A 20664-nucleotide genomic window follows, 5' to 3' on the forward strand; every position below is an offset into this window, starting at 1 on the left:
GCCTCGACGCGGGACTCCCCCTGCCGCCTCGGGGCGTCCGGGTACGTCCGGCGCCGGGATGGAGGACCACATGGCGGTCGTCGAGGAGCTCGTGGGAGTCTGCGTCGACGGGGCTCGCGAGGCGCAAACCGGGTAGTCGTACCCTCCAGTCACTTCCGGGGGCGCACATCGGCCGACTAGCGCACCTCGGTGTCCACATCGACGGCGACTCCAGGTAGGTTCGCGACGTGCCGACATCTCATGTGACTATCCGCGGCGCCGCGCTCGCCGCCGCCGCCACGCTCCTGTCGCTCGGGGGCGTCGCGCCCGCCGCGGCCCAGGACGACAAGCCGCGGCCGCCCGATCAGATGTCGAACGTCGGGGGCACCCTCCTCGGCCAGCCCGGCACCCACGTCGACCTCGGCACCGGCGCCCCCGAGCTGCCGAGGAAGCTCACCGGCCGGTCCTGGGTCGTCGCCGACGCCGAGAGCGGCGCGGTGCTCGCCGCGCACAACGCGCACTGGAAGCTGCCCCCGGCCAGCACGCTGAAGATGCTCTTCGCCGACACCCTGCTGCCCCTGTTCAACAAGGAGGAGAAGCACAAGGTCGCCGCCGAGGAGCTGGAGGGCATGGGCGAGGGCAGCAGCCTCGTCGGCATCAAGGAGGACCTCACCTACACCGTCCGCGAGCTGTGGCTCGGGGTCTTCCTGCGGTCGGGCAACGACGCCGTGCACGTGCTGTCGGCCATGAACGGCGGCGTCGACGCCACGGTGCAGGCCATGAACGACCGGGCGCGCGAGCTGGGCGCCGAGGACACGCACGTGGTCAGCCCCGACGGGTACGACGCGAAGGGGCAGACCTCCAGCGCGTACGACCTGACGCTCTTCGCCCGCGCCGGCATGCAGAATCCGGACTTTCGCGCGTACGCCGCCACCCCCCGGGCGAAGTTCCCCGGCGGGAAGAAGGGCAAGAAGCGCGAGTACTTCGAGATCCAGAACACCAACCGGCTGCTGACCGGCGACGTGGACGTGGACGTCTACAAGGGCATCGCCGGCATCAAGAACGGCAACACCACCAACGCCGGCGCCACCTTCACCGGGGTCGCCGAGCGGGACGGCCGGGTGCTCCTCGTCACCGTCATGCACCCCGACGAGGACGAGTCGAACGCCGTCTACAAGGAGGCCGGCAAGCTGCTGGACTGGGGCTTCAAGGCGGCGCCCGCCGTACAGCCGGTCGGCGAGCTGGTCCCGCCGGAGGGCATGCGGAACGAGGACGGCGCGGCCCGGGACTCCGGCGACAACGCCGACGGCACCGCGGGTTCCGGCTCCGGCGACCGGCCGTCCGCGTCCGACGGCGCCCGGCCCACCGCCGCGGACGACGAGGAAGGGGGCGGCGTCGGCACGGCGCTCGCCATCACGATCGGCTCAGTCGCGCTGCTTGCGATCGTCGCCTACGTCATCCACCGCCGCTGGCCCCTGCCCGACCTTGTCGGGCGTGGCCGTCCAGGCGGCGCAATAGAGCAGGAGGCGGGCCATGAAGTTGATCCAGATGACGAGCGCGACGGGGGCGCCGAAGGCGCCGTAGACGCTCCGTCCGGCGACGCCGCTGAAGTAGCCGCTGAGAAGAAGCTTGAGTAGCTCGAAGCCCACCGCCCCGGCGAGCGCCGCCTCCACCACCCGCCGCCGCGGCGGGTGGACGCCGGGCAGCCGCGTGAGGACGTAGACCAGCAGCAGGAACCCAGCGGTCACGGCGGCGCCGAACGCGGCCACCTCCAGCAGTGCGCCGCCCCAGCCGCCTTCCGTGATGCCGATCGCGCCGAGTACGGCGTCCGCGGCGGTCGTGGCCGTGATCGAGACGGTCAGCGAGACGAGCACCGTGCCGCCGAGACCGAACAGGATGAGGGCGTCCTTGCCCTTGCCGAGGAACAGGTTCTCGGAGACGTCCGATCGGTCCCACACCGCGCGCAGGGCGTCGCGCAGGGTGCTGATCCAGTTGATGCCGGTGAACGTCAGCAGGCCGAGCGAGATCAGCCCGACCGTGCCGGCGTTCTCGAAGAGGCTGCCCAGGTCGAGCCGGTCGGAGATGCCGGGCGCCTGCTCGGTGAGCCACCGCTCGATGTCCTTGCGCCGGCCGTCGCTGAGGACGGCCGCGGAGATCGCCGCGGCGGTGGTGATCAGCGGGAAGAGGGCGACGAAGCTGCTGAACGTCACGGCCCCGGCGAGCCGGCTCCAGTGCCGGGCCTGGACGTACGCGAAGGCCCGGTACGGGCGGGAGCGCATGAGCCGGGCGAGGTAGGGGCCGACGACGGGCAACCTGGTCAGCCACTCCACGTACGCTCCTGCCGTCGCGTCCCCCGAGCCGCCACCGGGCGCGCGGCGGCCGTACGAACCGGCGTCTGCCCCGGAAACGCCAGGTTATCTGTGGGGAGGGTGGGGAAAGCGGCGCGGCGCGCTGCGCCGGCCTCAGCCCGGCGACGGCGCCGGCTCGGAGCGCGTCTGCGCCGGCACCTCCAGCGGCGAGTCACCGCCGAAGCGGAACTCCCGCTGCAGCCGCCACACGCCCTCCGCGTCCTGCTCGTACAGCGAGAACCCGGCCACCGACCACGCCGCCTCGAAGTCCGCCAGCTCCGCCGCCGCCCGGTCCATCGACGCCTCGTCTATGTCGTGGGCGATCGTCACATGCGGGTGGTACGGGAACTGCAGCTCCCTGGCCAGCGGCCCGGAGGCGTCCCGGACCATCTTCTGCAGCCAGGAGCAGGCCGCCGCACCCTCCACGACCTGCACGAAGACCACCGGCGTCAGCGGCCGGAACGTGTCCGTACCGCTCAGCCGCATCGGGAAGGGCACCCCGCACTCGGCGATCTGCGCCAGGTGCCGCTCGATCCGCGGCAGCGCCCCGGCGTCGGCGGCGGTCGGCGGCAGCAGCGTGATGTGCGTCGGAATGCCGTGGGCCGCGGTGTCGCCGAAGCCGATCCGGCGCTGCTGCAGCAGGCTGCCGTACGGCTCCGGGACGGCGATCGATACACCGACCGTCACGGTCCCCACAAGCGTCTCCTTCCCGGCCCTCAGTGCTTGGCGGGCAGGAAGCCCACCTTGTCATATGCCTCGGCAAGTGTCTCCGCCGCGACCGCACGCGCCTTCTCCGCGCCCTTGGCCAGCAGCGAGTCCAGGGTCTCCGGGTCGTCCAGGTACTCCTGTGTACGGGTCCGGAAGGGCGTCACCCACTCGGTCACCACCTCGGCGAGGTCGGTCTTCAGCGCACCGTAGCCCTTGCCCGTGTACTTCTGCTCCAGTTCGGCGACGGCGGCGCCGGTGAGCGTCGAGTAGATGGTGAGCAGGTTGCTGACGCCGGGCTTGGCCTCCGGGTCGTAGCGGATCTCGGTCTCCGTGTCCGTCACCGCGCTCTTGATCTTCTTCGCGGAGGACTTCGGCTCGTCGAGGAGGTTGAGCAGGCCCTTGGGCGAGGACGCGGACTTGCTCATCTTCACGGTCGGGTCCTGCAGGTCGTAGATCCGGGCCGTCTCCTTGAGGATGTACGGCGCGGGGACGGTGAACGTCCGGCCGAAGCGGGTGTTGAAGCGCTCGGCGAGGTCGCGGGTCAGCTCGATGTGCTGACGCTGGTCCTCGCCCACGGGGACGGCGTCGGCCTGGTAGAGCAGGATGTCGGCGATCTGCAGGATCGGGTACGTGAAGAGGCCGACGGTGGTGTTGGCCGTGCCCTGCTTGGCGGCCTTGTCCTTGAACTGCGTCATGCGGGACGCCTCGCCGAACCCGGTGAGGCAGTTCATCACCCAGCCGAGCTGCGCGTGCTCGGGCACCTGGCTCTGCACGAACAGGGTGCAGCGCTCCGGGTCGAGACCGGCGGCGAGGAGCTGCGCGGCGGCCAGGCGCGTGCTCGCGCGCAGTTCCCCGGGGTCCTGGGGGACCGTGATCGCATGCAGGTCCACCACCATGTAGAACGCGTCGTGCGTCTCCTGCAGGGCCACCCACTGACGGACGGCGCCGAGGTAGTTGCCGAGGTGGAACGAGCCGGCGGTGGGCTGGATGCCGGAGAGCACGCGGGGGCGATGGGTCGGGGCTGCCATGCGGCTCATTCTCTCAGGTGCGGAACGCGTTTCGGCCCGGCGGTGTAGGGAGGGCGCGGGGTCCGGTGGCGGTGCCCCGGGCGGCGGACCCGGCGGCGGTCCGCGGGGGCGGGGCCGGTGGGCAGGGGAGGGGCGGCGATCAGCGGGGACGGTGCGGGTGAGGCGCGTCTGGTGGCGCGCGTACGCAACGGGGAGACCGAGGCGTACGCGGAGTTGGTACGCGCGCACGCGGAGACCGCACACCGGCTCGCGCTGCTGCTGGGGGCGGGCGCGGAGGCCGAGGACGTGGTGCAGAACGCTTTCATCAAGGCATATCGGGCGCTCGGCGGCTTCCGGGACGGGGCGGCTTTCCGCCCGTGGCTGCTGCGGATCGTGGCCAATGAGACCAAGAACACAGTCCGGGCCGCGGCCCGGCGCCGGGCGGCGACCGAGCGCGCGGGGGCGCTGGCGGGCGGGGCGGCGGAGGGCGGTGCCGGGGTGGCCGCGGGGGATCTGGCGGGGCTGGCGCTGGCGGCGGAGCGGCGGGAGGAGTTGGTGACGGCGCTGCGGGCGCTGCGGGAACGGCACCGGGAGGTGGTGATCCACCGGTACCTGCTGGACCTGGACGAGGCGGAGACGGCGGCGGCGCTGGGGGTGCCGCGGGGGACGGTGAAGTCCCGGCTGAGCAGGGCGCTGCGGGAGCTGGCGCGGCTGCTGGGGGAGGGGGACGGGGCGGCCCGTGAACCGGTTCGCGGGGCGCTGCGGGGCCGGGAGCGGGGGCTGCCGGGCGGGTCCGCGGCGGCGGGCGAGCGGGAGGGAGGTGGGCTCGGTGGGGCGTGAGCGCGACGGGCTGGACCGGCCGGCCGGGCTGGAGGAGGAGTTGCGGGCGCTGGGGGCGCCGCGGCGGTCGCAGGCCGGAGGCGGCGCCGGGTCGCCGGGCAGCGGCGCGGCGGCGACCGGGGGTGAGGCGGAGGGTCCGGCGGTGCCGGCCGGTGGGACCGGGCTGGACGTCGAGGGCGTCGTTGCGGGGGTGATGGGGCGCGTTGCGGGGGAGGCCGTGCCTGTTGCGGGGTGGCGGGTGCGGGTACGGCGCCGGGTGCGGGGGCGGGGCCGGGCGCTGCTCGCCGGGTTCGCGGCGGTGCTGGTCGGGCTCGTGCTGGCGCCCCCCGTACGGGCGGGGGTGGCGTCGCTGTTCGACTTCGGCGGCGTCGCGGTACGGGTCACGCCGTCGGCGACGCCGTCCGGCCCCGGCGCCCCGCCCCCCGGCGCCGTCCCGGGCTGCGGCGCGCTGAGCCTCGACGCAGCCGCCCGCCGCGCGGGTTTCCGGCCGCCGGTGCCGCGTGCATGGGGGGCGCCGGACGCGGCGGGCGTCTCGGCGGACGGCCGGATGATGTCCCTGTGCTGGGCGGCCGAGCGCGGGGCGGGGGGTCACGGCGCGGTGCGGCTGGACGCGTTCCGGGGGACTCTCGACCCGCTCGTCGGCAAGACGTCGCCGGTGCCCCCGGAGTGGGAGCAGGTCCGCACCGGCACCGCGCTGTGGTTCCCCGAGCCGCATCGCCTGGAGGTGCTCCTCCACGATCCGGCCGGCGGCACGTACACCCGTCCCGTCCGCACCGCGGGCCCCACCCTCCTGTGGCAGGGTCCGGACGCGCTGACCCTTCGCCTCGAAGGCGTCCCCGCCAAGCCGGAGGCCCTGCGCATCGCGAACTCCGTCTCGTGAAGGGGGCCGGGCGGAACCGGGGCACCGGCCGCGGTGTACGGAGGGCGGAGCCCGGTTCGTACGGGGAGCGGGGCCCGGTTCGTACGCCGCCGGCATCGGCCGGACACCGACCGGACAACGGAGCGACACCATGCGCAGACCCACCCACCGGCACACCCGCCGCCGCACCCGCCGCGTCACCACCGCCGTGGCCGCGGCCCTCGCCGCGCTCGGGCTCGCCCTGGGGCCCGCAGGACCCGCCGCCGCGGGCGGTCCGACGAGCGTCCTGATCGTCAACGGCGGCAGCGGCGACGCCGCCGCCCTCCACGCCACCGACCCCGACTACGCCGCGCTCGACAAGGCCATCGGCGGCACCGGCGCACGACTCGACCCGCTGCTCACCGAAGAAGATCTCGGCGGCGCGGACGCGCGGCAGGTCAGGGTGACGTGGCTGCAGCACGACGTCCACGTGTGGCGCGTCGACACCCTCTACCCCGACGCGCGCGGCGGCGCGGTGGTCAGCAGGGGCACCGGCGGGGACGCGGCGACGGCGCAGACCTGGCGGCGGGTGGAGCACCCGGGCCGGCTCGGTGCGCTGCTCGGCCGGCTGGGGGTCGCGGACCGGCCGGAGGAGCAGAGCGGGTGGTACATGCCGCCGCAGTTCGGCACCGGGGCAGCCGCCCCGGAGGCCGGGGGCAGCCAGCCGGAGCCTGCCTCCGGCGAGGGGGCGGACCCGGCGCGGGGACGGGCCGCCGCGGATACGGACCGGGCGGCCCACCGCGAGGCGAGCGCCGCCACCGCCCCGGGACCCGGTACCAACTGGTGGTGGACCCTGCCGGGACTGGCGGCCGGCGCCCTCCTGGCCACCGCGGCACCCCGCCTGTACCGCCGCCACCGGACGGCACCCGCCGAACGGGCCGACTCCCGCGGCGTACTCCTGGACCTCGACGACTGAGGCCCGCCGGGAACCGCGCGTGCCGGGTGCGCGAGCCCTCCGGCTCACGCACCCGGGGTGCGTACGGCCACGGGCGACGGCCGGTCCCGACGGACCGGCCACCGCCCCGTGCTCACGCCACCGCCAGCCCCGGTGCCGGGAACGCCCCCATCAGCTCCGCCACCTCGCCCCTGATCCCCTTCAGCGCCACATCCCCCTCCGTACCGCCGGTCCGCGCCGCCGCGACCCCCCGGTCGATCCACTCCGCCACCTGCGCCATCTCCGCCGTCCCCAGCCCGCGGGACGTCAGCGACGGCGTACCGAGCCGGATGCCCGACGGGTCGAACGGCTTGCGGGGGTCGTACGGGACGGTGTTGTAGTTGACCACCAGGCCCGCCCGGTCCAGGGCCTTCGCCGCCTGCTTCCCCGGGACCTCCTTGCCGGTGAGGTCGATGAGGATCAGGTGGTTGTCCGTGCCGCCGGAGACCAGCGAGAAGCCGCGCTCCGCAAGCTGCGCGGCCAGTTCCTTCGCGTTGGCGACGACCGCCGCCGCGTACTCCCGGAACGACGGCTGCGCCGCCTCGTGCAGCGCCACCGCGATGGCCGCCGTCGTGTGGTTGTGCGGGCCGCCCTGCAGGCCCGGGAAGACGGCGCGGTCGATCGCGCGCGCGTGGTCCGCGCGGGTCAGGATCATCGCCCCGCGCGGCCCGCGCAGCGTCTTGTGCGTGGTCGTCGTGACGACGTCAGCGTGCGGGACGGGCGAGGGGTGCGCGCCGCCGGCGATCAGCCCGGCGATGTGCGCCACGTCGGCGACGAGGACCGCGCCGACTTCGCGGGCGATCTCGCCGAAGGCGGCGAAGTCGATGGTCCGCGGGATGGCGGTGCCGCCGCACATGATGATCTTCGGGCGTTCGGCGCGCGCCAGGTCCCGGACCTCGTCGAAGTCGATGCGCCCGTCCTCGCGCCCCACGGTGTACTGCACGCCGCGGAACCACTTGCCGGTCACCGACACGCTCCACCCGTGGGTGAGGTGCCCGCCGTGCGGCAGGGACATGCCCATCACGGTGTCGCCGGGCTCGGCGAAGGCCAGATAGGCGGCGAGGTTCGCGGGGGAGCCGGAGTACGGCTGCACGTTGGCGTGCTCGGTGCCGAAGAGGGCGTTGGCCCGGTCCGCGGCGAGGGTCTCGATGGGGTCGATGTTCTGCTGGCCCTCGTAGTAGCGCTTGCCGGGATAGCCCTCGCTGTACTTGTTGGTCAGCACGGTGCCGGTGGCTTCGAGGACGGCGGCGGAGACGTAGTTCTCGCTGGGGATGAGCCGCAGCGTGTCGGTCTGGAGCTGCTCCTCGGCGGCGACGAGGGCGGCCAGCTCGGGGTCGGTCCGCGCGAGGGCGGGGTGGGCGGGCGCGGGGTGCGCGGGGGCCATGACGTACCTCCGGGTCGAGTCTGCGTCGGACCCGGGGCACCCAGGCGGGCGGCACCACTCGGCTGCTGCGCCGCGCGGCTCCCCCGTGGTCGGTTCCACGTTCGCCAGTCGCCGCACGTGGTTTCCACCCTAGCGGGCACGCCCGCCGGTGATGGATCCTTCGTGCATCAACCGAGCGAAGATAGAAACAGGGGCACCACCCCTGCCCCGCCCGCACCGCCCTTCACGGCGCAACGGAACGGAGATCCCGTGACGCGAACCGACGCAGCCATCGCCGCGGCCGACGCCCACAGTGCGCACAACTACCACCCCCTGCCCGTGGTCGTCGCCACCGCCGAGGGCGCGTGGATGACCGACGTCGAGGGCAACCGCTACCTGGACATGCTCGCCGGCTACTCGGCCCTCAACTTCGGCCACGGCAACCCCCGCCTCCTCGACGCCGCCCGCGCCCAGTTGGACCGGGTGACGCTCACCTCGCGCGCGTTCCACCACGACCGCTTCGCGGAGTTCTGCGCCCGGCTTGCCGAGATGTGCGGCAAGGAGATGGTGCTGCCCATGAACACGGGCGCGGAGGCCGTCGAGACCGCGGTGAAGACCGCCCGGAAGTGGGGCTACCGCGTCAAGGGCGTGCCCGAGGGGCGCGCGAAGATCGTCGTGGCGGAGAACAACTTCCACGGCCGTACGACCACCATCGTCAGCTTCTCCACCGACCCCGAGGCCCGCGCCGACTACGGTCCGTACACGCCCGGCTTCGCCGTCGTCCCGTACGGTGACCTGGCCGCCCTGGAGGCGGCCGTCGACGACGACACGGTCGCCGTGCTGCTGGAGCCGATCCAGGGTGAGGCGGGCGTGCTGGTGCCGCCGCCGGGCTATCTGGCGGGCGTACGGGAGCTGACCGCGGCCCGGAACGTGCTGTTCATGGCCGACGAGATCCAGTCGGGGCTGGGCCGCACGGGCCGTACGTTCGCGTGCGAACACGAGGGCGTGGTGCCCGACGTCTACATCCTCGGCAAGGCCCTGGGCGGCGGCGTGGTCCCGGTCTCGGCGGTCGTCGCCGACCGCGCGGTCCTGGGCGTCTTCCACCCCGGCGAGCACGGCTCCACCTTCGGCGGCAACCCGCTGGCGTGCGCGGTGGGCCTGGAGGTCATCGCGATGCTCCGCACCGGCGAGTACCAGCAGCGCGCGACGGAACTCGGCGACCACCTGCACCGCGAACTGGGCCTGCTGACGGGCACGGGTGCGGTCCGGGAGGTACGCGGCCGGGGCCTGTGGGCGGGCGTCGACATCGACCCGGCCCACGGCACGGGCCGGCAGCTCTCGGAGAAGCTGATGGCACGGCGCGTGCTGGTGAAGGACACCCACGGCTCGACGATCCGGATCGCCCCGCCCCTGGTGATCACGAAGGAAGACCTCGACTGGGGCCTGGAGCAACTCCGCGAGACCCTGGCGGGCTGACGGGGCCGCGGCGACCGCGGCGCGGGGGGCGCGGGTTCAGCCGAGGGCTTCGATGGCCTTCAGGATCAGAGCCCGCGCCTCGGGGCCGTAGACGGCGAGTTGCCGGAGTCTGTTGAATTTTTTGAGGTAGAGGGCAATCTCAGAGGGTTGAACGATGTTGACCTCTGCCGATACCAACTCAACGGACACCAGTGTGTCGTCGTAGACGTGGAAGGTTTCGGTTGGGGAGATCGGGCGGGCCGGTGTGCAAAACGGGATCACACCCAGCGATACGCCCGGTAGTGCGCCGGCTGTCAGCAGGTAGTCCAGTTGACCGGCCATGGCGCCGGTGTCTCCGATCCGGTGGCGGAGCACGCCCTCTTCGATGAGCAGGATGACCTCGTGGCCCGGCTCGTGAATCACCTGCGAACGCCGCACACGGGCGGCTGCCGCGTCGGGGCCGTCGTTCGGGATCCCATGGAACTCCGCGATTCCGGAGAGCAGGGCCGCCGCGTAACCCTCCGTCTGGACCATGCCGGGTACCAGCGTCGAGGAGTAGACGCGGAACAGCCGCGTGTCGTGGAAGAGCTGCACCAAGTCTTCTTGCAGTGGCTTGAGGCCGCCGCGCTGACCGTGCCGCCACTCGTTGTACGTCGTCTCGGTGTGTGACTTTGCCATCAGATCCTCCGACTCGCCTTCGCCTCTACGGTCTGTCCGATGTCTTTCACGTCAACGGATCTCGTCTGCCTCGTGCGGGATGGCCCGCTGCCAGACGGCTTCGAAGGCCGTGGTGCACAGTTCCGCGGCGCCCGGGTCGTCGCTCAACTCGTGGCCGCCCGATCCTCCGTCCCCGGTGAAGTGGTTCCAGCGGATCAACTGCCCGTCGAAGAGCCAGAAGTCGTTGCCCTCAGGGCGATGTCCGACGCCTGTCGGCGCGGCAGCCAGCGGACCTGCTCTCCGGCGGCGACGTTGGTGAAGGTGCCCGAGTGGTCATACCGGATGTAGTCCGTGACGGGCTCGCTGACGATACGGGCGCGGCGTACGACGACACCTCGGCCCACCGTCTCGGCGATCGGGTCGAGCCACGGCCGCCACCACGAGTCCCGGTCCGTCGGGTCGTGTCGGAAGCCGTTCTTCCAGGCGGCGAACGTCTCCTTCTCCTGGTCGATCCCGTAGACATCCCGCATCTCCAAGTGCACGGCCGACTGCCTGGCGCCGGCCATCAGCTCATTGAACGTTGGCATGGGTGCCTCCGGTTTGGTGCGGCGAGTCTCGGCCGCGTCGTCCGGCGAGGTCAGTCGAGGGCTTCGATGGCCTTGAGGATCAGTGCCCGCGCTTCGGCGCCGTAGACGGCGAGCTGCTGGAGTCGGTTGAACGCCTTGAGGTAGAGGGCGATTTCGGAAGGCTGCACAATTCTGACCCGCGCCGACACCAACTCTACGGATACCAGCTTGTCGTCGTAGACGTGGAAGGTCTCCCGGGGATGCATGGAGCGGGCGCGGGTTGCTCTCGGGATTACGCCCAGCGACACCGCGGGTAGCGCGCCGGCCGTCAGCAGGTAGCCCAGTTGACCGGCCATGGCGCCGGTGTCTCCGATCTGGTGGTGGAGGACGCCTTCTTCGACGAGGAGCGTGAATCTGTGACCTGCTTCGTTGATCACCTGCGAACGCCGCACACGGGCCGCTGCCGCCTCCGCGGCGTCGTTCGGGATCTCCTGGAAGTCCGCGATCCCGGACAGCAGCGCCGCCGCGTAACCCTCCGTCTGGAGCAGGCCGGGTACCAGCGTCGAGGAGTAGACGCGGAAGAGGCGCGTGTCCTGGAAGAGCTGAATCGAACCTTCCTGTAGGGCCTTGAGCCCTCCGCGAATCTGGTCCCGCCACTCGGTGTACATCGACTCGGCATGGAGTGACTGCGCGATCAGATCCTTGGCCTGGTCTTCCACCCCGCAGGCGAGGCACCAGGCCCTTATGTCCTTCGCGGACGGCGCCGTGTGTGCGTTCTCGATACGGGAGGTCTTGGCGTGATGCCAGTGGCATCGGGAGGCCAGCTCGACCACCGTCAGCCCGGCGCCCTTGCGCAGGTTGCGCAGCCGCTGAGCGACAGCTTCGCGCGCGGCTTGGGCGGAGGAGGACGGAGAGATAGGCAATGAGCTGGCCTGTCCGATGCCCTTCTACGTCAGCGGATCTCGTACTCGTCGTGCGGGATGCCCCGCTGCCACACGGCTTCGAACGCCGTGGCGCACAGTTTCGCAGCGGCCGGGTCGTCGCTCAACTCCGGCCCGCCCGACCCGCCGTCGCCGGTGAAGTGGTTCCAGCGGATCAACTGCCCGTCAAAGAGCCAGAAGTCGTTGCCTGGCAGGGCTAGGTCCGACGCCTGCCGACGCGGTAGCCAGCGGACTTGCTCCCCGGCGGCGACGTTGGTGAAGGTGCCCGAGTGCTCGTACCGGATGTAGTCCGTGACCGGTTCGCTGACGATACGGGCGCGGCGCACGACGACACCGCGGCCGACCGTCTCGGCGATGAGATCGTGCCATGGCCGCCACCATGAGTCTCGGTCCGCCGGGTCGTGTCGGAAGCCGTTCTTCCAGGCGGCGAACGACTCCTTCTCTTGGTCGATCCCGTAGACGTCGCGCATCTCCAGGTGGACGGCCGACTGCGTGCAGCCGGCCATCAGCTCATTGAAGGTCGGCCTGCCCGAGGGCATCGCATGCCTCCTTGACCTTGTCGACCATGCGGGCGGGGATGCGCACCACGGCCTCGCTGTCCGGGATGCCCTGCGCGTGCCCGGGGACCGTGGTCGCGGCACACTGCGCTTCGAGTTCCGGACCGGGCTTCCACCCCTGGAGGACGAGTTCCCTGGCGTCGGTGTCGACCCACACAGTAGGGCTTTCGTCCTGGCCCGTGTTGGGGTCGATGCCGACGAAGACTAATGGCATGGGTGCCTCCCGTAGTTCTCGTGCAGTTCTGTGCATCAGGGTCCTGCCCTGAAAGTAGGCCGTCAAGTCACTCTTTTGGGTCTGACATGCAGTTCGCAGAAATCTGCACATCGTTGGCCAGGTGCCCGAACGACTCCCTAGCGTCGACGCCATGGCGACCCAGCCCGGTGCCCCCACCCCGCCCCTCCGACCGCTGCTGACCCTTCGCGTCTCCCGGACCAGTGGCCGCACCTGGGGGCCGACACGGCGGTACTTCGCGGGGGACTGCGCTCCGCTGCTCACCTCCGAATGGCCGCCCTGCGGCTGTCCGCGGTGTCGCGGGGTCCGGGGGCGGGGCTGGTGAGGAACGACGGCTCCCGCCCCGGCCGCCGGGCTTGGACGGCGGGCCGCACAGGGCGGGCCAGAACCCCGGGGCGACGGGGTTCTGCGGGCAACACGGCGCGAGGAGACGCCTCGTGCCGCGGACCCGACAGGGGGTCACCATGCGGCACCTTCCCGATCCGGTCAAGGCGGAGCCGGAAGACGACGACGGCGAGTCCGCCGGCGGCTGTGGTGACGGAGACGGCTGCGGCCGTCAGTAACGCAAGACAGGTGAGGGGCGGCCGTGCCGCCCCTCACCCCGTGTACGGCGACGAGGTGTCCCGGTGAGCGACCACCACCACGGCTACGTCTGGCTCGGCAGCGGACGCGAGTTGGCCAAGGACGGCCCGCGGCGCCCCGTGCACAGGGAGTTCGCCGTGAGCCGCGTGCCGCCTCTGGAACTGGCGCACTGGCTGCTGAAGCCCGCCTCCTGCGTGGAAGGCACCTGGCGCGATCCGGACGAGGCCGCGGCCTGGTGGGGCGGACGCGTACGGGCACAGGCCGACGCGCTGCTACCGCACGACCGGCAGCAGGTGCCCGACCGCACCGAGGCCGCGGCGTGCGCGGTCGCGGGCGGAGAGGACGTCGCGGGCGGGTGGTGGCTCGCCGGGGGACGCTTCCTCTCCGTCTGCCTGATCGGCTGCTCCCCGCATCGGTTCCGACCCGAGTGCCGCTGCCCGATCGGCTGACCGGGTCGCCTGCTGGGGTTGCGGGCGTGACCTACCGCCGCGTCACGCGGCGGCGTTGCGGGCGTAGGCGACGAAGGCGGCCCAGGCGTCCGGGGTGAAGGTGAGGTGGGGGCCGGTCTTGTCCTTGGAGTCGCGGACGTGGACGGCCTCGGGGCAGGCGGCGACCTCGACGCAGTCGCCCGACTCGCTGCTGCTGTAGCTGGACTTGTGCCAGTCCACGGCTACTTCGATGCAGTCGCCAGAACTGCCGCTGCTGTAGCCGGACTTGTGCCAGGTCAGGTTCGAAGTGCTCATAGCGCTCCTCGCATCCGTTGCAGCAGGCTCGCGGAATCCTCGGGGCTGAGAGCCTGTGCGCACATCCTGGCATAGCGCCGCTGGAGCACACTGACCACTTTCGGATCGGTGATCAACTGGCCGCTTTCCTGGCTCTCGTTGTAGCCGTACCAGCAATTCTCCGGGGTTTCCAGTAGCTGCATGGGACCGGCCGTTCCAGCGTGCGTCTCCCGTACCAGCGGCATCACCTGCACCTCCACGTTCCGCAGCCGCGAGACCTCCAGCACATGGTCGATCAGGCCCCTCGTCACCTCCTCGCCGCCCATCCTCCGCACGAACTGGTGCTCCTCCACCACGAAGCTGAACGCCGTGTGCGTCCGTTCCGCGAGCATCCGTTGGCGTTCCGACCGGGCCGCCCACTGGGCCTCGATCTCCTCGTCGTCCAGCGGCGGCAGCCGGTGCCCGAACAGCGTCCGCGCGTACGCCTCCGTCTGCAACAGCCCCGGGATCAACCGACACTCGTACGTATAGAGGCTGATCGCCTCCCTCTCCAGCCGCGCCCACTCCCGGAACCACCGCGCCAGCCCCGGCTTCCGCACCACATGCGGCACCGACCGGCGCAGCACACCCGTGTCCCCCAGCACCGGGTCCGCCCGCTCCACGAAGTCCGGCGGCGGCAGCCGGCGGCCGACCTCGATCGACGCCACCATGTGTTTCGAGTACCGCACATGCTCCCCGAGCTGCTCCCGGCTCAACCCCGTGTGTTCCCGCAGCGCTTGGACCATCGCGCCGAACGTCCGCATGCTGTCCGACGGTTCCGGCTCACCCACACCACCCGTACCCGCGACCATCTCCGCCACCTCCCGTTGCGTGCGCTCCATGCTTACGGAAGGTGATGAGTACTGTCCACTCTCTGTGTATGTACGCATACAGTTTGTACACGTCCCGCTTCTCACAGGGAACTCGCAGAATCGCGCCCGCCGTGGGCCTGACCGCCGCCCGATACTGGGGCCATGGGCGGTGCGGCGGAGCGAAGTGCGGTGGGGCAGTCCGTTCTCGTGGTCGAGGACGATCCCGGGATCGCCGACATCCTCCAGATCACCCTGCGCTTCCACGGCTTCGCCGTGCGCGCCGCCCCCACCGCCCGGCGCGCCCTCGAACTCGCCCGCGCCCACGCCCCCGACCTCGTCCTCCTCGACGTCATGCTCCCCGACGGCAGCGGCTGGCAGGTCTGCCGGGAGCTGCGCGCGTACGGGGACGAGCCCGCCGTCATCTTCCTTACTGCCCGCGACGCGCCCGCCGACGTGCTCGGCGGACTCGCGCTCGGCGGGGACGACTACATCACCAAGCCGTTCAACGTCGACGAGGTCGTCGCCCGCGTACGCGCCGTGCTGCGCCGGACCCGGGGGCGTGCGCCCGCGGGCGGGGTGCTGCGGCACGGGGACGTGGAGCTGGACGAGGCGACGTTCACCGTACGGCGCGGGGGTGCGCCCGTGGAGCTGACGCCGACCGAGTACAACCTGCTGCGCCACCTCATGCGCAACGCCGGCCGCATCCTCACCAAGGAGCAGTTGCTGCGCCACGTCTGGCAGTTCGACACCGCGGTGGAGTCCACCGTCGTCGAGACGTACATCAGCTACCTGCGGCGCAAGCTCGACCCCCTCGGCCCGCCGCTCATCGAGACCCGCCGCGGCGTCGGCTACGGCCTGCGCCCCGTAGGACCGGCAGGACCGGAAGGATCAGCAGGACCGGCAGGCCCCGAGGATTCCGCAGCCCCCGCCGGGCCGCCGCCGTGAAGCGTTTTCCCCGTTCCCTGAGCAACCGGCTCTCCGTCACCAACGTCGTCATCCTCGCCGTCGGTCTCCTCGCCGCCGCCTGCGCCAGCCTCTTCGGCACGTACACCCTCCTCGTCGGCGAAGTCGACGCCACCGTGCGCCAGAGCCGCGACACCCTCGCTTCCGGGCCGGTCAGCAGGGCCGCCCTGGTGCGGGTGTGCCAGATCGCCGAGACCTTCGGCGTCCGCGAGGACAAGGGCGTCGCGGGCTCCGCCAAGGACGAGCCGTTCGTCCTCCTCGACGCCGCCGGCGAACTCCGGCCCACCTGCGTGCTCTTCGGCGGCGACAACCGGCGGCTCTCCCGCGACATAGCCGCCTCCGTCGACGACCCGGGCGCCCTCGCCGACTCCGGCGACGTCACCAGCATCGTGGCCGGCGGCCACCACTACCGCGCCGCCGTCACCCGCCTCGACGACGGTTCGTACGCCATCAACACCACCCGCTACGACGGCGTGCGCAACGCCGTACGCAAGCTCTTCGTCATGGAAGCCGTCTTCGGCGCCCTGCTCCTGCTGCTCCTCGCCGTCGTCTCCTCGCACGCCGCCCGCCGCCGGCTGCGCCCCCTGGAGGACATGGTCGAGACCGCGTCGGCGATCTCCGAGGGCGACCTGTCGCGCCGCGTCGACACCTCGCCGCCCGGCGGCAGCGAGGTCGAGCAGTTGCGCGACGCGCTCAACGCCATGCTGCAGCAGGTCGAGGGCGCCATGGCCAGCCGCGAGGAAGCCGCCGCGCGGCAGCGGCAGTTCCTCGCCGACGCCTCGCACGAGCTGCGCACCCCGCTGGCGACCGTGCTCGGCTACCTCCAGCTCTACGACAAGGGCATCCTCGACGACGACGAGGCCGAACGCGCCCTGACCCGCGTCGGCGCCGAGGCCGAGCGCATGAGCCGCCTCGTCGACGAACTCCTGGCCCTCGCCCGCCTCGACCAGCACCCCGCCCGCGACCGCGCCCCCGTCGACCTCGCCGCCCTCGTCCGCGACGCCGCCGCCGACCTGCGCGCGCAGCAGCCGCACCGCCCCGTGACGGCCGACGCCGCGGCGCCCGCGGTCGTCGTCGGCGACGAGGCCCAGTTGCGCCAGGTCCTCGGCAACCTCCTCGCCAACGTACGCACCCACACCCCGGAAGACGCCGCCTGCACCCTCTCCGCCGCCACCGGCGACGGCGCCGCCGTCCTGCGCATCGCCGACACCGGGCCCGGCATGCGCCCGGAGGACGCGGCGCGCATCTTCGACCGGTTCTTCCGCGCCGACCCGGGACGCGCGCGGGTCGCGGGCGGCAGCGGCCTGGGCATGTCCATCGTGCGGGCGGTGGTCGAGGCGCACGACGGCGACGTCGCGCTCGACACCGCGCCCGGTGCGGGCATGGCCGTCACCATCCGGCTGCCGTTGCCCGACGCGCGAGTTGAGAGTTCGGTGTGAAGCCCCTGCGGGATCCCTGAGGGCCCTGGGTACGCCCCGGCCGCGCGGCGACGCTGACACACACGCTGCAACCCGCGTCACCGTCGCCGACCCGAGGAGTCCCGCCGTGGCCGCACTGGCCCGATTCTGTTTCCGCCACCGCTTCGTCGTCCTGCTGCTGTGGGTGTGCGCCCTGCTCGGCACCGCCGTCGCCGCACAGGCGGCGGGCAGCCGCTGGGCCAACGACTTCGAACTGCCCGGCACGGAGTCCGCCGAGGCGGTCGACCTTCTGCGCGCATCCTTCCCGCAGACCTCCGGGGACACCGACAGCGTCGTCTGGCGGGCACCGGAGGGCGCCTCGGTACGCGACCCGCAGATCCGCGAGCGGATGACCGCGGCGCTGGCGGGCATCGCCGACGTGCCGCAGGTCGGCCGCATCGTCGGCCCGTACGCGCCGGAAGGCGGCGCGCAGATCAGCGGGGACGGCCGGATCGCGTACGCGCAGGTGACGTTCACCGAGCAGGCCATGAACCTGGAGAAGGAGAACGTCGAGGAGGTCGTCGACACCGCCCAGGCCGCGGCCGACGACGTCGACGGGCTCCAGGTCGAGCTGGGCGGCGAAGCGATCCAGGCGGTACAGGGCGCCCCCGGCGGTCTCGCGGAGGTGACGGGCATCGTCGCGGCGGCGGTCATCCTGTCGATCGCCTTCGGCTCGCTGTTCGCGATGCTGCTGCCGATCGTCTGCGCGGTCTTCGGCATCGGTACGGGTCTCATGACCGTCACGCTGCTCAGTCATACGACGGACTTCGCCGAAGCCACCACCCTCCTCGGCAGCCTCATCGGCCTCGGCGTCTCCATCGACTACGCGCTGTTCATCGTCACCCGGCACCGCACGGGGCTGCGCCGCGGCATGCCGGTGGAGGACTCCGCGGTACGGGCCCTCGACACCGCCGGGCGCGCGGTGCTGTTCGCCGGGGGGACGGTGTGCGTGGCGCTGCTCGGCATGATCGCGCTGGGCATCGGGTTCCTGAACGGGGTGGCGATCGCGGCGTCGCTCACGGTGCTGCTGGGCGTCGCGGCGTCGGTGACCCTGCTCCCGGCGCTGCTGGGCATCCTGCAGACCCGGGTACTCAGCCGCCGCCAGCGCCGCAGGCTCGCGGAGCGGGGCCCGGAGCGGGCGCCGGAGCCGGGGGAGCCGGGTCGGCCGGCGGCCGGGGAGGCCGCGGGCCGGGCCGCCCGCTGGGCGCTGCTGGTGCAGCGCCGGCCGCGCCTGCTGGCGTCACTCGCGGTCGCCGCCATCGCGATCGTCTCCCTCCCGCTGCTCTCCCTCCGCCTCGGCACCACCGACCAGGGCAACCACCAGGAGTCCAAGACCACGCGCCAGGCGTACGACCTCCTGGCCGAAGGCTTCGGCCCGGGCTTCAACGGCCCGCTCCAACTGGTCGCGGAAACCCCGGAGAAGGCGGACACCCCGGCACTGAGCCAACTGATCACCCGCGTGTCCCGGACCGAGGGCGTGGCAGAGGTAGGCACCCCCGCCCCGGCCCCGGACGGCAGGATCACGGTCGTCCAGGTCATCCCGGACAGCGCCCCCCAGGACGAGGCGACCGACCGGCTCATCGACCGGCTACGGGACGACGTCATCCCGGCGGCGCGGGCGGGCACGTCGCTCGACGTCCACGTCGGCGGGGTCACGGCGATCAACAAGGACTTCGCCTCCGTCATCACCGGCAAGCTGCCGCTCTTCGTCGGCATCATCGTCGCGCTGGGCTTCGTCCTGCTGCTGGTCGCGTTCCGCTCGGTGGTGGTGCCGCTGACGGCGGCGGTGATGAACCTGCTCGCCGCGGCGGCTGCCTTCGGCGCCCTGGTCGCGATCTTCCAATGGGGCTGGGGCAGCGACCTCTTCGGCCTCGGCCGGGAGGTGCCGATCACGGCGTTCCTCCCGGTGATCACGCTGGCGATGCTCTTCGGACTGTCGATGGACTACCAGGTCTTCCTGGTCAGCCGCATGCACGAGGAGTGGGTCCACCACCGCGACAACGCCCGCGCGGTCCGCGTGGGCCTCGCGGAGTCCAGCCGGGTCATCAACGCGGCGGCGCTCATCATGATCTGCGTCTTCAGCGCGTTCGTCCTGAGCGGCGACCTGGAGGGCGTGATGGCGGGCATCGGCCTGGCCGGCGCGGTGGCCCTGGACGCCTTCGTCATCCGCACCATGCTGGTCCCCGCCCTGATGCACCTGATAGGCCCCGCCAACTGGTGGCTCCCCGCCTGGCTCGACCGCCACCTCCCCCACCTGGCAGTGGAACCCCACACCACTCCCACCGACCCGCAAGACGAGCCACGCCCACAGGAACTGGCGAAGACGGGCGGCGGCCGTGAAGGGCGGTGACGACAACCCGATGGTTACGGACAGTAGTCAATTGGGCTCTTTCAGTGGTACGCTCCGTGCGTTGTTTCACATGCGGAGGGGACCATGGACACGAGGTGGGAAGCCGACCCGGCGGCGGCGTTCGCACGGCGCTTAGGGAAGTCGTCGCATGAACTCGGGCAGACCTCCGGTGACGTCAGTTGCCCGGATGTGTGGGAGCTGGAGAACGGCGATGTCGCTGTCATCGGCACCGACCTGACCACCGACTACCGGGGACGGCTCCCCGAAGGGGTGAGCGTCGACCCCGGTGAGCGCCTGGTCGTCATCCCGCGGGCGACGGTCATCGCGGCGAAGACGGATATCCCGGATGAGTAGCCTGCTCGACGGCGCGACGAGCGAGCGTATGCCCCTCGCCCCCTACTACGCAGACTTCGAAACGCACTACTGGCGCAGTGCCGACCTCGGGTTCTGGAAGCTGGAGCGGCAGCAGACGTTCCAGGAGCCGGGGTACGACAGTTGGGAGGCCTTCGCCCGCGGTGACTGGAAGGAATCCTTGCGGTTGCTGGAGGCGGGCCGGGAGGAGTTGACGCGGTATCACCAAAAGGGGAAGCAGCACGGCTTCACTTCCCGGCGGATCCGGGTGGTGGAGGAGCCGCTGAGCCCGTATATGCAGTGGGAGTTGCACGCCCTGCGGGTCCGTGCCGAGTCCGGTGGGCTTATCCACGTCATCGACGCGGACAAGGTCGTGCAGTATGAGTCCGACGGCCCGCTTCCCGAGATCTACACCCTCGGTGAACACGTGATGTACGAGGCCGTGTACGACGAACGGGGCATTCTGGAAGCCGCGCGGAAGTTCGTCGACCGTGATCTCATCCTGCGCTGCCAGAGCTTCATCCAGGAGCTCTACCAAGCCGGGGAACCCCTGCTCGACCGGTTCGACGGGCATGTCGCGCACCTGCCGCCTCCACCCGCCCAGACGTAGCGATGGGCGGTGACGGTGCGCCGGGGCACGTCAACCGGGTCGGGGGCGAGACCGTCGCCCACGCCGTCGTCCAGGCCCGGGACATCAGCGGCGGGCTGCATCTGCATCAGCACGGGCAGGCGACGCCGGCCATCGTCCCGCATCAACTGCGCGGCGGCGTCGGACACTTCGTCAACAGGTCCCGGGAGCTCGCCCGGCTGGACTCCCTCCTCGCGGACGACGCGGCCCGGCCGCGGCCGTCGCGTGTGGCGGCGCTCACCGGTACCGGCGGGGTCGGCAAGACCTCGCTCGCG

At 72.0% G+C, this 20664-nt stretch carries 19 protein-coding genes, 3 pseudogenes and 1 riboswitch; of the genes and pseudogenes, 11 read left to right on the forward strand and 11 right to left on the reverse strand.

The genetic code is table 11. The features are described from left to right. Positions 1-242 precede the first annotated feature (242 nt). Positions 243-1616 (forward strand): serine hydrolase, encoded by a 1374-nt coding sequence (locus tag ABGA99_RS05230; protein WP_347581043.1) that lies wholly within the window; start codon positions 243-245, stop codon positions 1614-1616. Here ABGA99_RS05230 and ABGA99_RS05235 read toward each other — a convergent pair. The 3 genes and pseudogenes from ABGA99_RS05235 to trpS all read right to left on the reverse strand — a co-directional run. Further along, positions 1533-2258: pseudogene (locus ABGA99_RS05235) on the reverse strand (YihY/virulence factor BrkB family protein); the annotation flags it as partial. The gene ABGA99_RS05230 and the pseudogene ABGA99_RS05235 sit on opposite strands and share 84 nt — an antisense overlap. 183 nt (positions 2259-2441) lie before the next feature. Beyond that, a complete protein-coding gene (locus ABGA99_RS05240; RefSeq protein ID WP_347581031.1) occupies positions 2442-3023 on the reverse strand; it encodes a 2'-5' RNA ligase family protein in 582 nt (193 codons plus the stop codon). Positions 3024-3043: 20 nt separating this feature from the next. Then, positions 3044-4063 (reverse strand): tryptophan--tRNA ligase, encoded by a 1020-nt coding sequence (trpS, locus tag ABGA99_RS05245; protein ID WP_347581030.1) that lies wholly within the window; start codon positions 4061-4063, stop codon positions 3044-3046. 171 nt (positions 4064-4234) lie between these two features. On the opposite strand from trpS, the gene ABGA99_RS05250 reads away from it, so the two are divergent. The 3 genes from ABGA99_RS05250 to ABGA99_RS05260 all read left to right on the forward strand — a co-directional run bounded on the left by ABGA99_RS05250 (position 4235) and on the right by ABGA99_RS05260 (position 6696). Further along, a complete protein-coding gene (locus ABGA99_RS05250; RefSeq protein WP_347581029.1) occupies positions 4235-4882 on the forward strand; it encodes a sigma-70 family RNA polymerase sigma factor in 648 nt (215 codons plus the stop codon). Beyond that, the gene (locus ABGA99_RS05255; RefSeq protein ID WP_347581028.1) at positions 4872-5762 is read left to right on the forward strand and encodes a hypothetical protein; all 891 of its coding nucleotides are present in this window, start codon (positions 4872-4874) and stop codon (positions 5760-5762) included. The genes ABGA99_RS05250 and ABGA99_RS05255 overlap by 11 nt, the downstream gene beginning before the upstream one ends. Before the next feature lie 130 nt (positions 5763-5892). Continuing rightward, positions 5893-6696: a hypothetical protein gene (locus ABGA99_RS05260; protein WP_347581027.1), complete on the forward strand. Its 804-nt coding sequence runs from the start codon at positions 5893-5895 to the stop codon at positions 6694-6696. Between the two features lie 112 nt (positions 6697-6808). On the opposite strand, the gene glyA is transcribed toward ABGA99_RS05260, so the two are convergent. Beyond that, complete coding sequence (gene glyA / locus ABGA99_RS05265) at positions 6809-8098, reverse strand: serine hydroxymethyltransferase (protein ID WP_347581026.1); 1290 nt, start codon at positions 8096-8098, stop codon at positions 6809-6811. Between the two features lie 31 nt (positions 8099-8129). Further along, positions 8130-8220, reverse strand: a riboswitch (ZMP/ZTP riboswitch). A 127-nt stretch (positions 8221-8347) separates the two neighbouring features. Between glyA and rocD the strand changes: the two genes are divergently transcribed. Continuing rightward, on the forward strand, positions 8348-9553 hold the full coding sequence (gene rocD / locus ABGA99_RS05270) for an ornithine--oxo-acid transaminase (protein ID WP_347581025.1): 1206 nt from the start codon (positions 8348-8350) through the stop codon (positions 9551-9553). Between the two features lie 36 nt (positions 9554-9589). Here rocD and ABGA99_RS05275 read toward each other — a convergent pair. The 5 genes and pseudogenes from ABGA99_RS05275 to ABGA99_RS05295 all read right to left on the reverse strand — a co-directional run. Continuing rightward, positions 9590-10225, reverse strand: a pseudogene (locus tag ABGA99_RS05275) (DUF5753 domain-containing protein); the annotation flags it as partial. 36 nt (positions 10226-10261) lie between these two features. After that, positions 10262-10776: pseudogene (locus ABGA99_RS05280) on the reverse strand (DUF6879 family protein). Between the two features lie 50 nt (positions 10777-10826). Continuing rightward, entirely contained in the window at positions 10827-11678 is an 852-nt protein-coding gene (locus ABGA99_RS05285; RefSeq protein ID WP_347581024.1) for a helix-turn-helix transcriptional regulator, read from the reverse strand. Positions 11679-11707: 29 nt separating this feature from the next. After that, a complete protein-coding gene (locus ABGA99_RS05290; protein WP_347581023.1) occupies positions 11708-12235 on the reverse strand; it encodes a DUF6879 family protein in 528 nt (175 codons plus the stop codon). Further along, positions 12207-12467: a hypothetical protein gene (locus ABGA99_RS05295; protein ID WP_347581022.1), complete on the reverse strand. Its 261-nt coding sequence runs from the start codon at positions 12465-12467 to the stop codon at positions 12207-12209. The genes ABGA99_RS05290 and ABGA99_RS05295 overlap by 29 nt, the downstream gene beginning before the upstream one ends. Before the next feature lie 644 nt (positions 12468-13111). On the opposite strand from ABGA99_RS05295, the gene ABGA99_RS05300 reads away from it, so the two are divergent. Then, the gene (locus ABGA99_RS05300) at positions 13112-13516 is read left to right on the forward strand and encodes a hypothetical protein (protein ID WP_347581021.1); all 405 of its coding nucleotides are present in this window, start codon (positions 13112-13114) and stop codon (positions 13514-13516) included. A gap of 42 nt (positions 13517-13558) precedes the next feature. Here ABGA99_RS05300 and ABGA99_RS05305 read toward each other — a convergent pair whose 3' ends face one another. Next, positions 13559-13810, reverse strand: a complete 252-nt coding sequence (locus ABGA99_RS05305) for a DUF397 domain-containing protein (RefSeq protein ID WP_347581020.1) — start codon at positions 13808-13810, stop codon at positions 13559-13561. Further along, complete coding sequence (locus ABGA99_RS05310) at positions 13807-14670, reverse strand: helix-turn-helix transcriptional regulator (RefSeq protein WP_347581019.1); 864 nt, start codon at positions 14668-14670, stop codon at positions 13807-13809. The genes ABGA99_RS05305 and ABGA99_RS05310 overlap by 4 nt, the downstream gene beginning before the upstream one ends. Before the next feature lie 132 nt (positions 14671-14802). On the opposite strand from ABGA99_RS05310, the gene ABGA99_RS05315 reads away from it, so the two are divergent. The 5 genes from ABGA99_RS05315 (at position 14803) to ABGA99_RS05335 (ending at position 20371) form a co-directional block, all read left to right on the forward strand. After that, on the forward strand, positions 14803-15585 hold the full coding sequence (locus ABGA99_RS05315) for a response regulator transcription factor (RefSeq protein ID WP_347582234.1): 783 nt from the start codon (positions 14803-14805) through the stop codon (positions 15583-15585). After that, complete coding sequence (locus tag ABGA99_RS05320; RefSeq protein WP_347581017.1) at positions 15582-17042, forward strand: HAMP domain-containing sensor histidine kinase; 1461 nt, start codon at positions 15582-15584, stop codon at positions 17040-17042. The genes ABGA99_RS05315 and ABGA99_RS05320 overlap by 4 nt, the downstream gene beginning before the upstream one ends. Before the next feature lie 106 nt (positions 17043-17148). Next, a complete protein-coding gene (locus ABGA99_RS05325) occupies positions 17149-19410 on the forward strand; it encodes an MMPL family transporter (protein ID WP_347582235.1) in 2262 nt (753 codons plus the stop codon). 84 nt (positions 19411-19494) lie between these two features. After that, complete coding sequence (locus ABGA99_RS05330) at positions 19495-19764, forward strand: hypothetical protein (RefSeq protein ID WP_347581015.1); 270 nt, start codon at positions 19495-19497, stop codon at positions 19762-19764. Then, positions 19757-20371 carry a DUF6879 family protein gene (locus ABGA99_RS05335; protein WP_347582236.1) on the forward strand — a complete coding sequence of 205 codons (615 nt, stop codon included), beginning with the start codon at positions 19757-19759 and terminating at the stop codon, positions 20369-20371. Before ABGA99_RS05330 ends, ABGA99_RS05335 begins: the two co-directional genes overlap by 8 nt. Positions 20372-20664 lie beyond the last annotated feature (293 nt).

Origin of the sequence: Streptomyces sp. B5E4, from assembly GCF_039871555.1 — a bacterium.
GTDB lineage: Bacteria > Actinomycetota > Actinomycetes > Streptomycetales > Streptomycetaceae > Streptomyces.

Coding starts and splice junctions, on each gene's coding strand:
- trpS (WP_347581030.1), bottom strand. CDS start 4,063: ATGGCAGCCCCGACCCATCGCCCCCGCGTGCTCTCCGGCATCCAGCCC.
- ABGA99_RS05260 (WP_347581027.1), top strand. CDS start 5,893: ATGCGCAGACCCACCCACCGGCACACCCGCCGCCGCACCCGCCGCGTC.
- glyA (WP_347581026.1), bottom strand. CDS start 8,098: ATGGCCCCCGCGCACCCCGCGCCCGCCCACCCCGCCCTCGCGCGGACC.
- ABGA99_RS05290 (WP_347581023.1), bottom strand. CDS start 12,235: ATGCCCTCGGGCAGGCCGACCTTCAATGAGCTGATGGCCGGCTGCACG.
- ABGA99_RS05295 (WP_347581022.1), bottom strand. CDS start 12,467: ATGCCATTAGTCTTCGTCGGCATCGACCCCAACACGGGCCAGGACGAA.
- ABGA99_RS05305 (WP_347581020.1), bottom strand. CDS start 13,810: ATGAGCACTTCGAACCTGACCTGGCACAAGTCCGGCTACAGCAGCGGC.
- ABGA99_RS05310 (WP_347581019.1), bottom strand. CDS start 14,670: ATGGAGCGCACGCAACGGGAGGTGGCGGAGATGGTCGCGGGTACGGGT.
- ABGA99_RS05315 (WP_347582234.1), top strand. CDS start 14,803: ATGGGCGGTGCGGCGGAGCGAAGTGCGGTGGGGCAGTCCGTTCTCGTG.
- ABGA99_RS05330 (WP_347581015.1), top strand. CDS start 19,495: ATGGACACGAGGTGGGAAGCCGACCCGGCGGCGGCGTTCGCACGGCGC.
- ABGA99_RS05335 (WP_347582236.1), top strand. CDS start 19,757: ATGAGTAGCCTGCTCGACGGCGCGACGAGCGAGCGTATGCCCCTCGCC.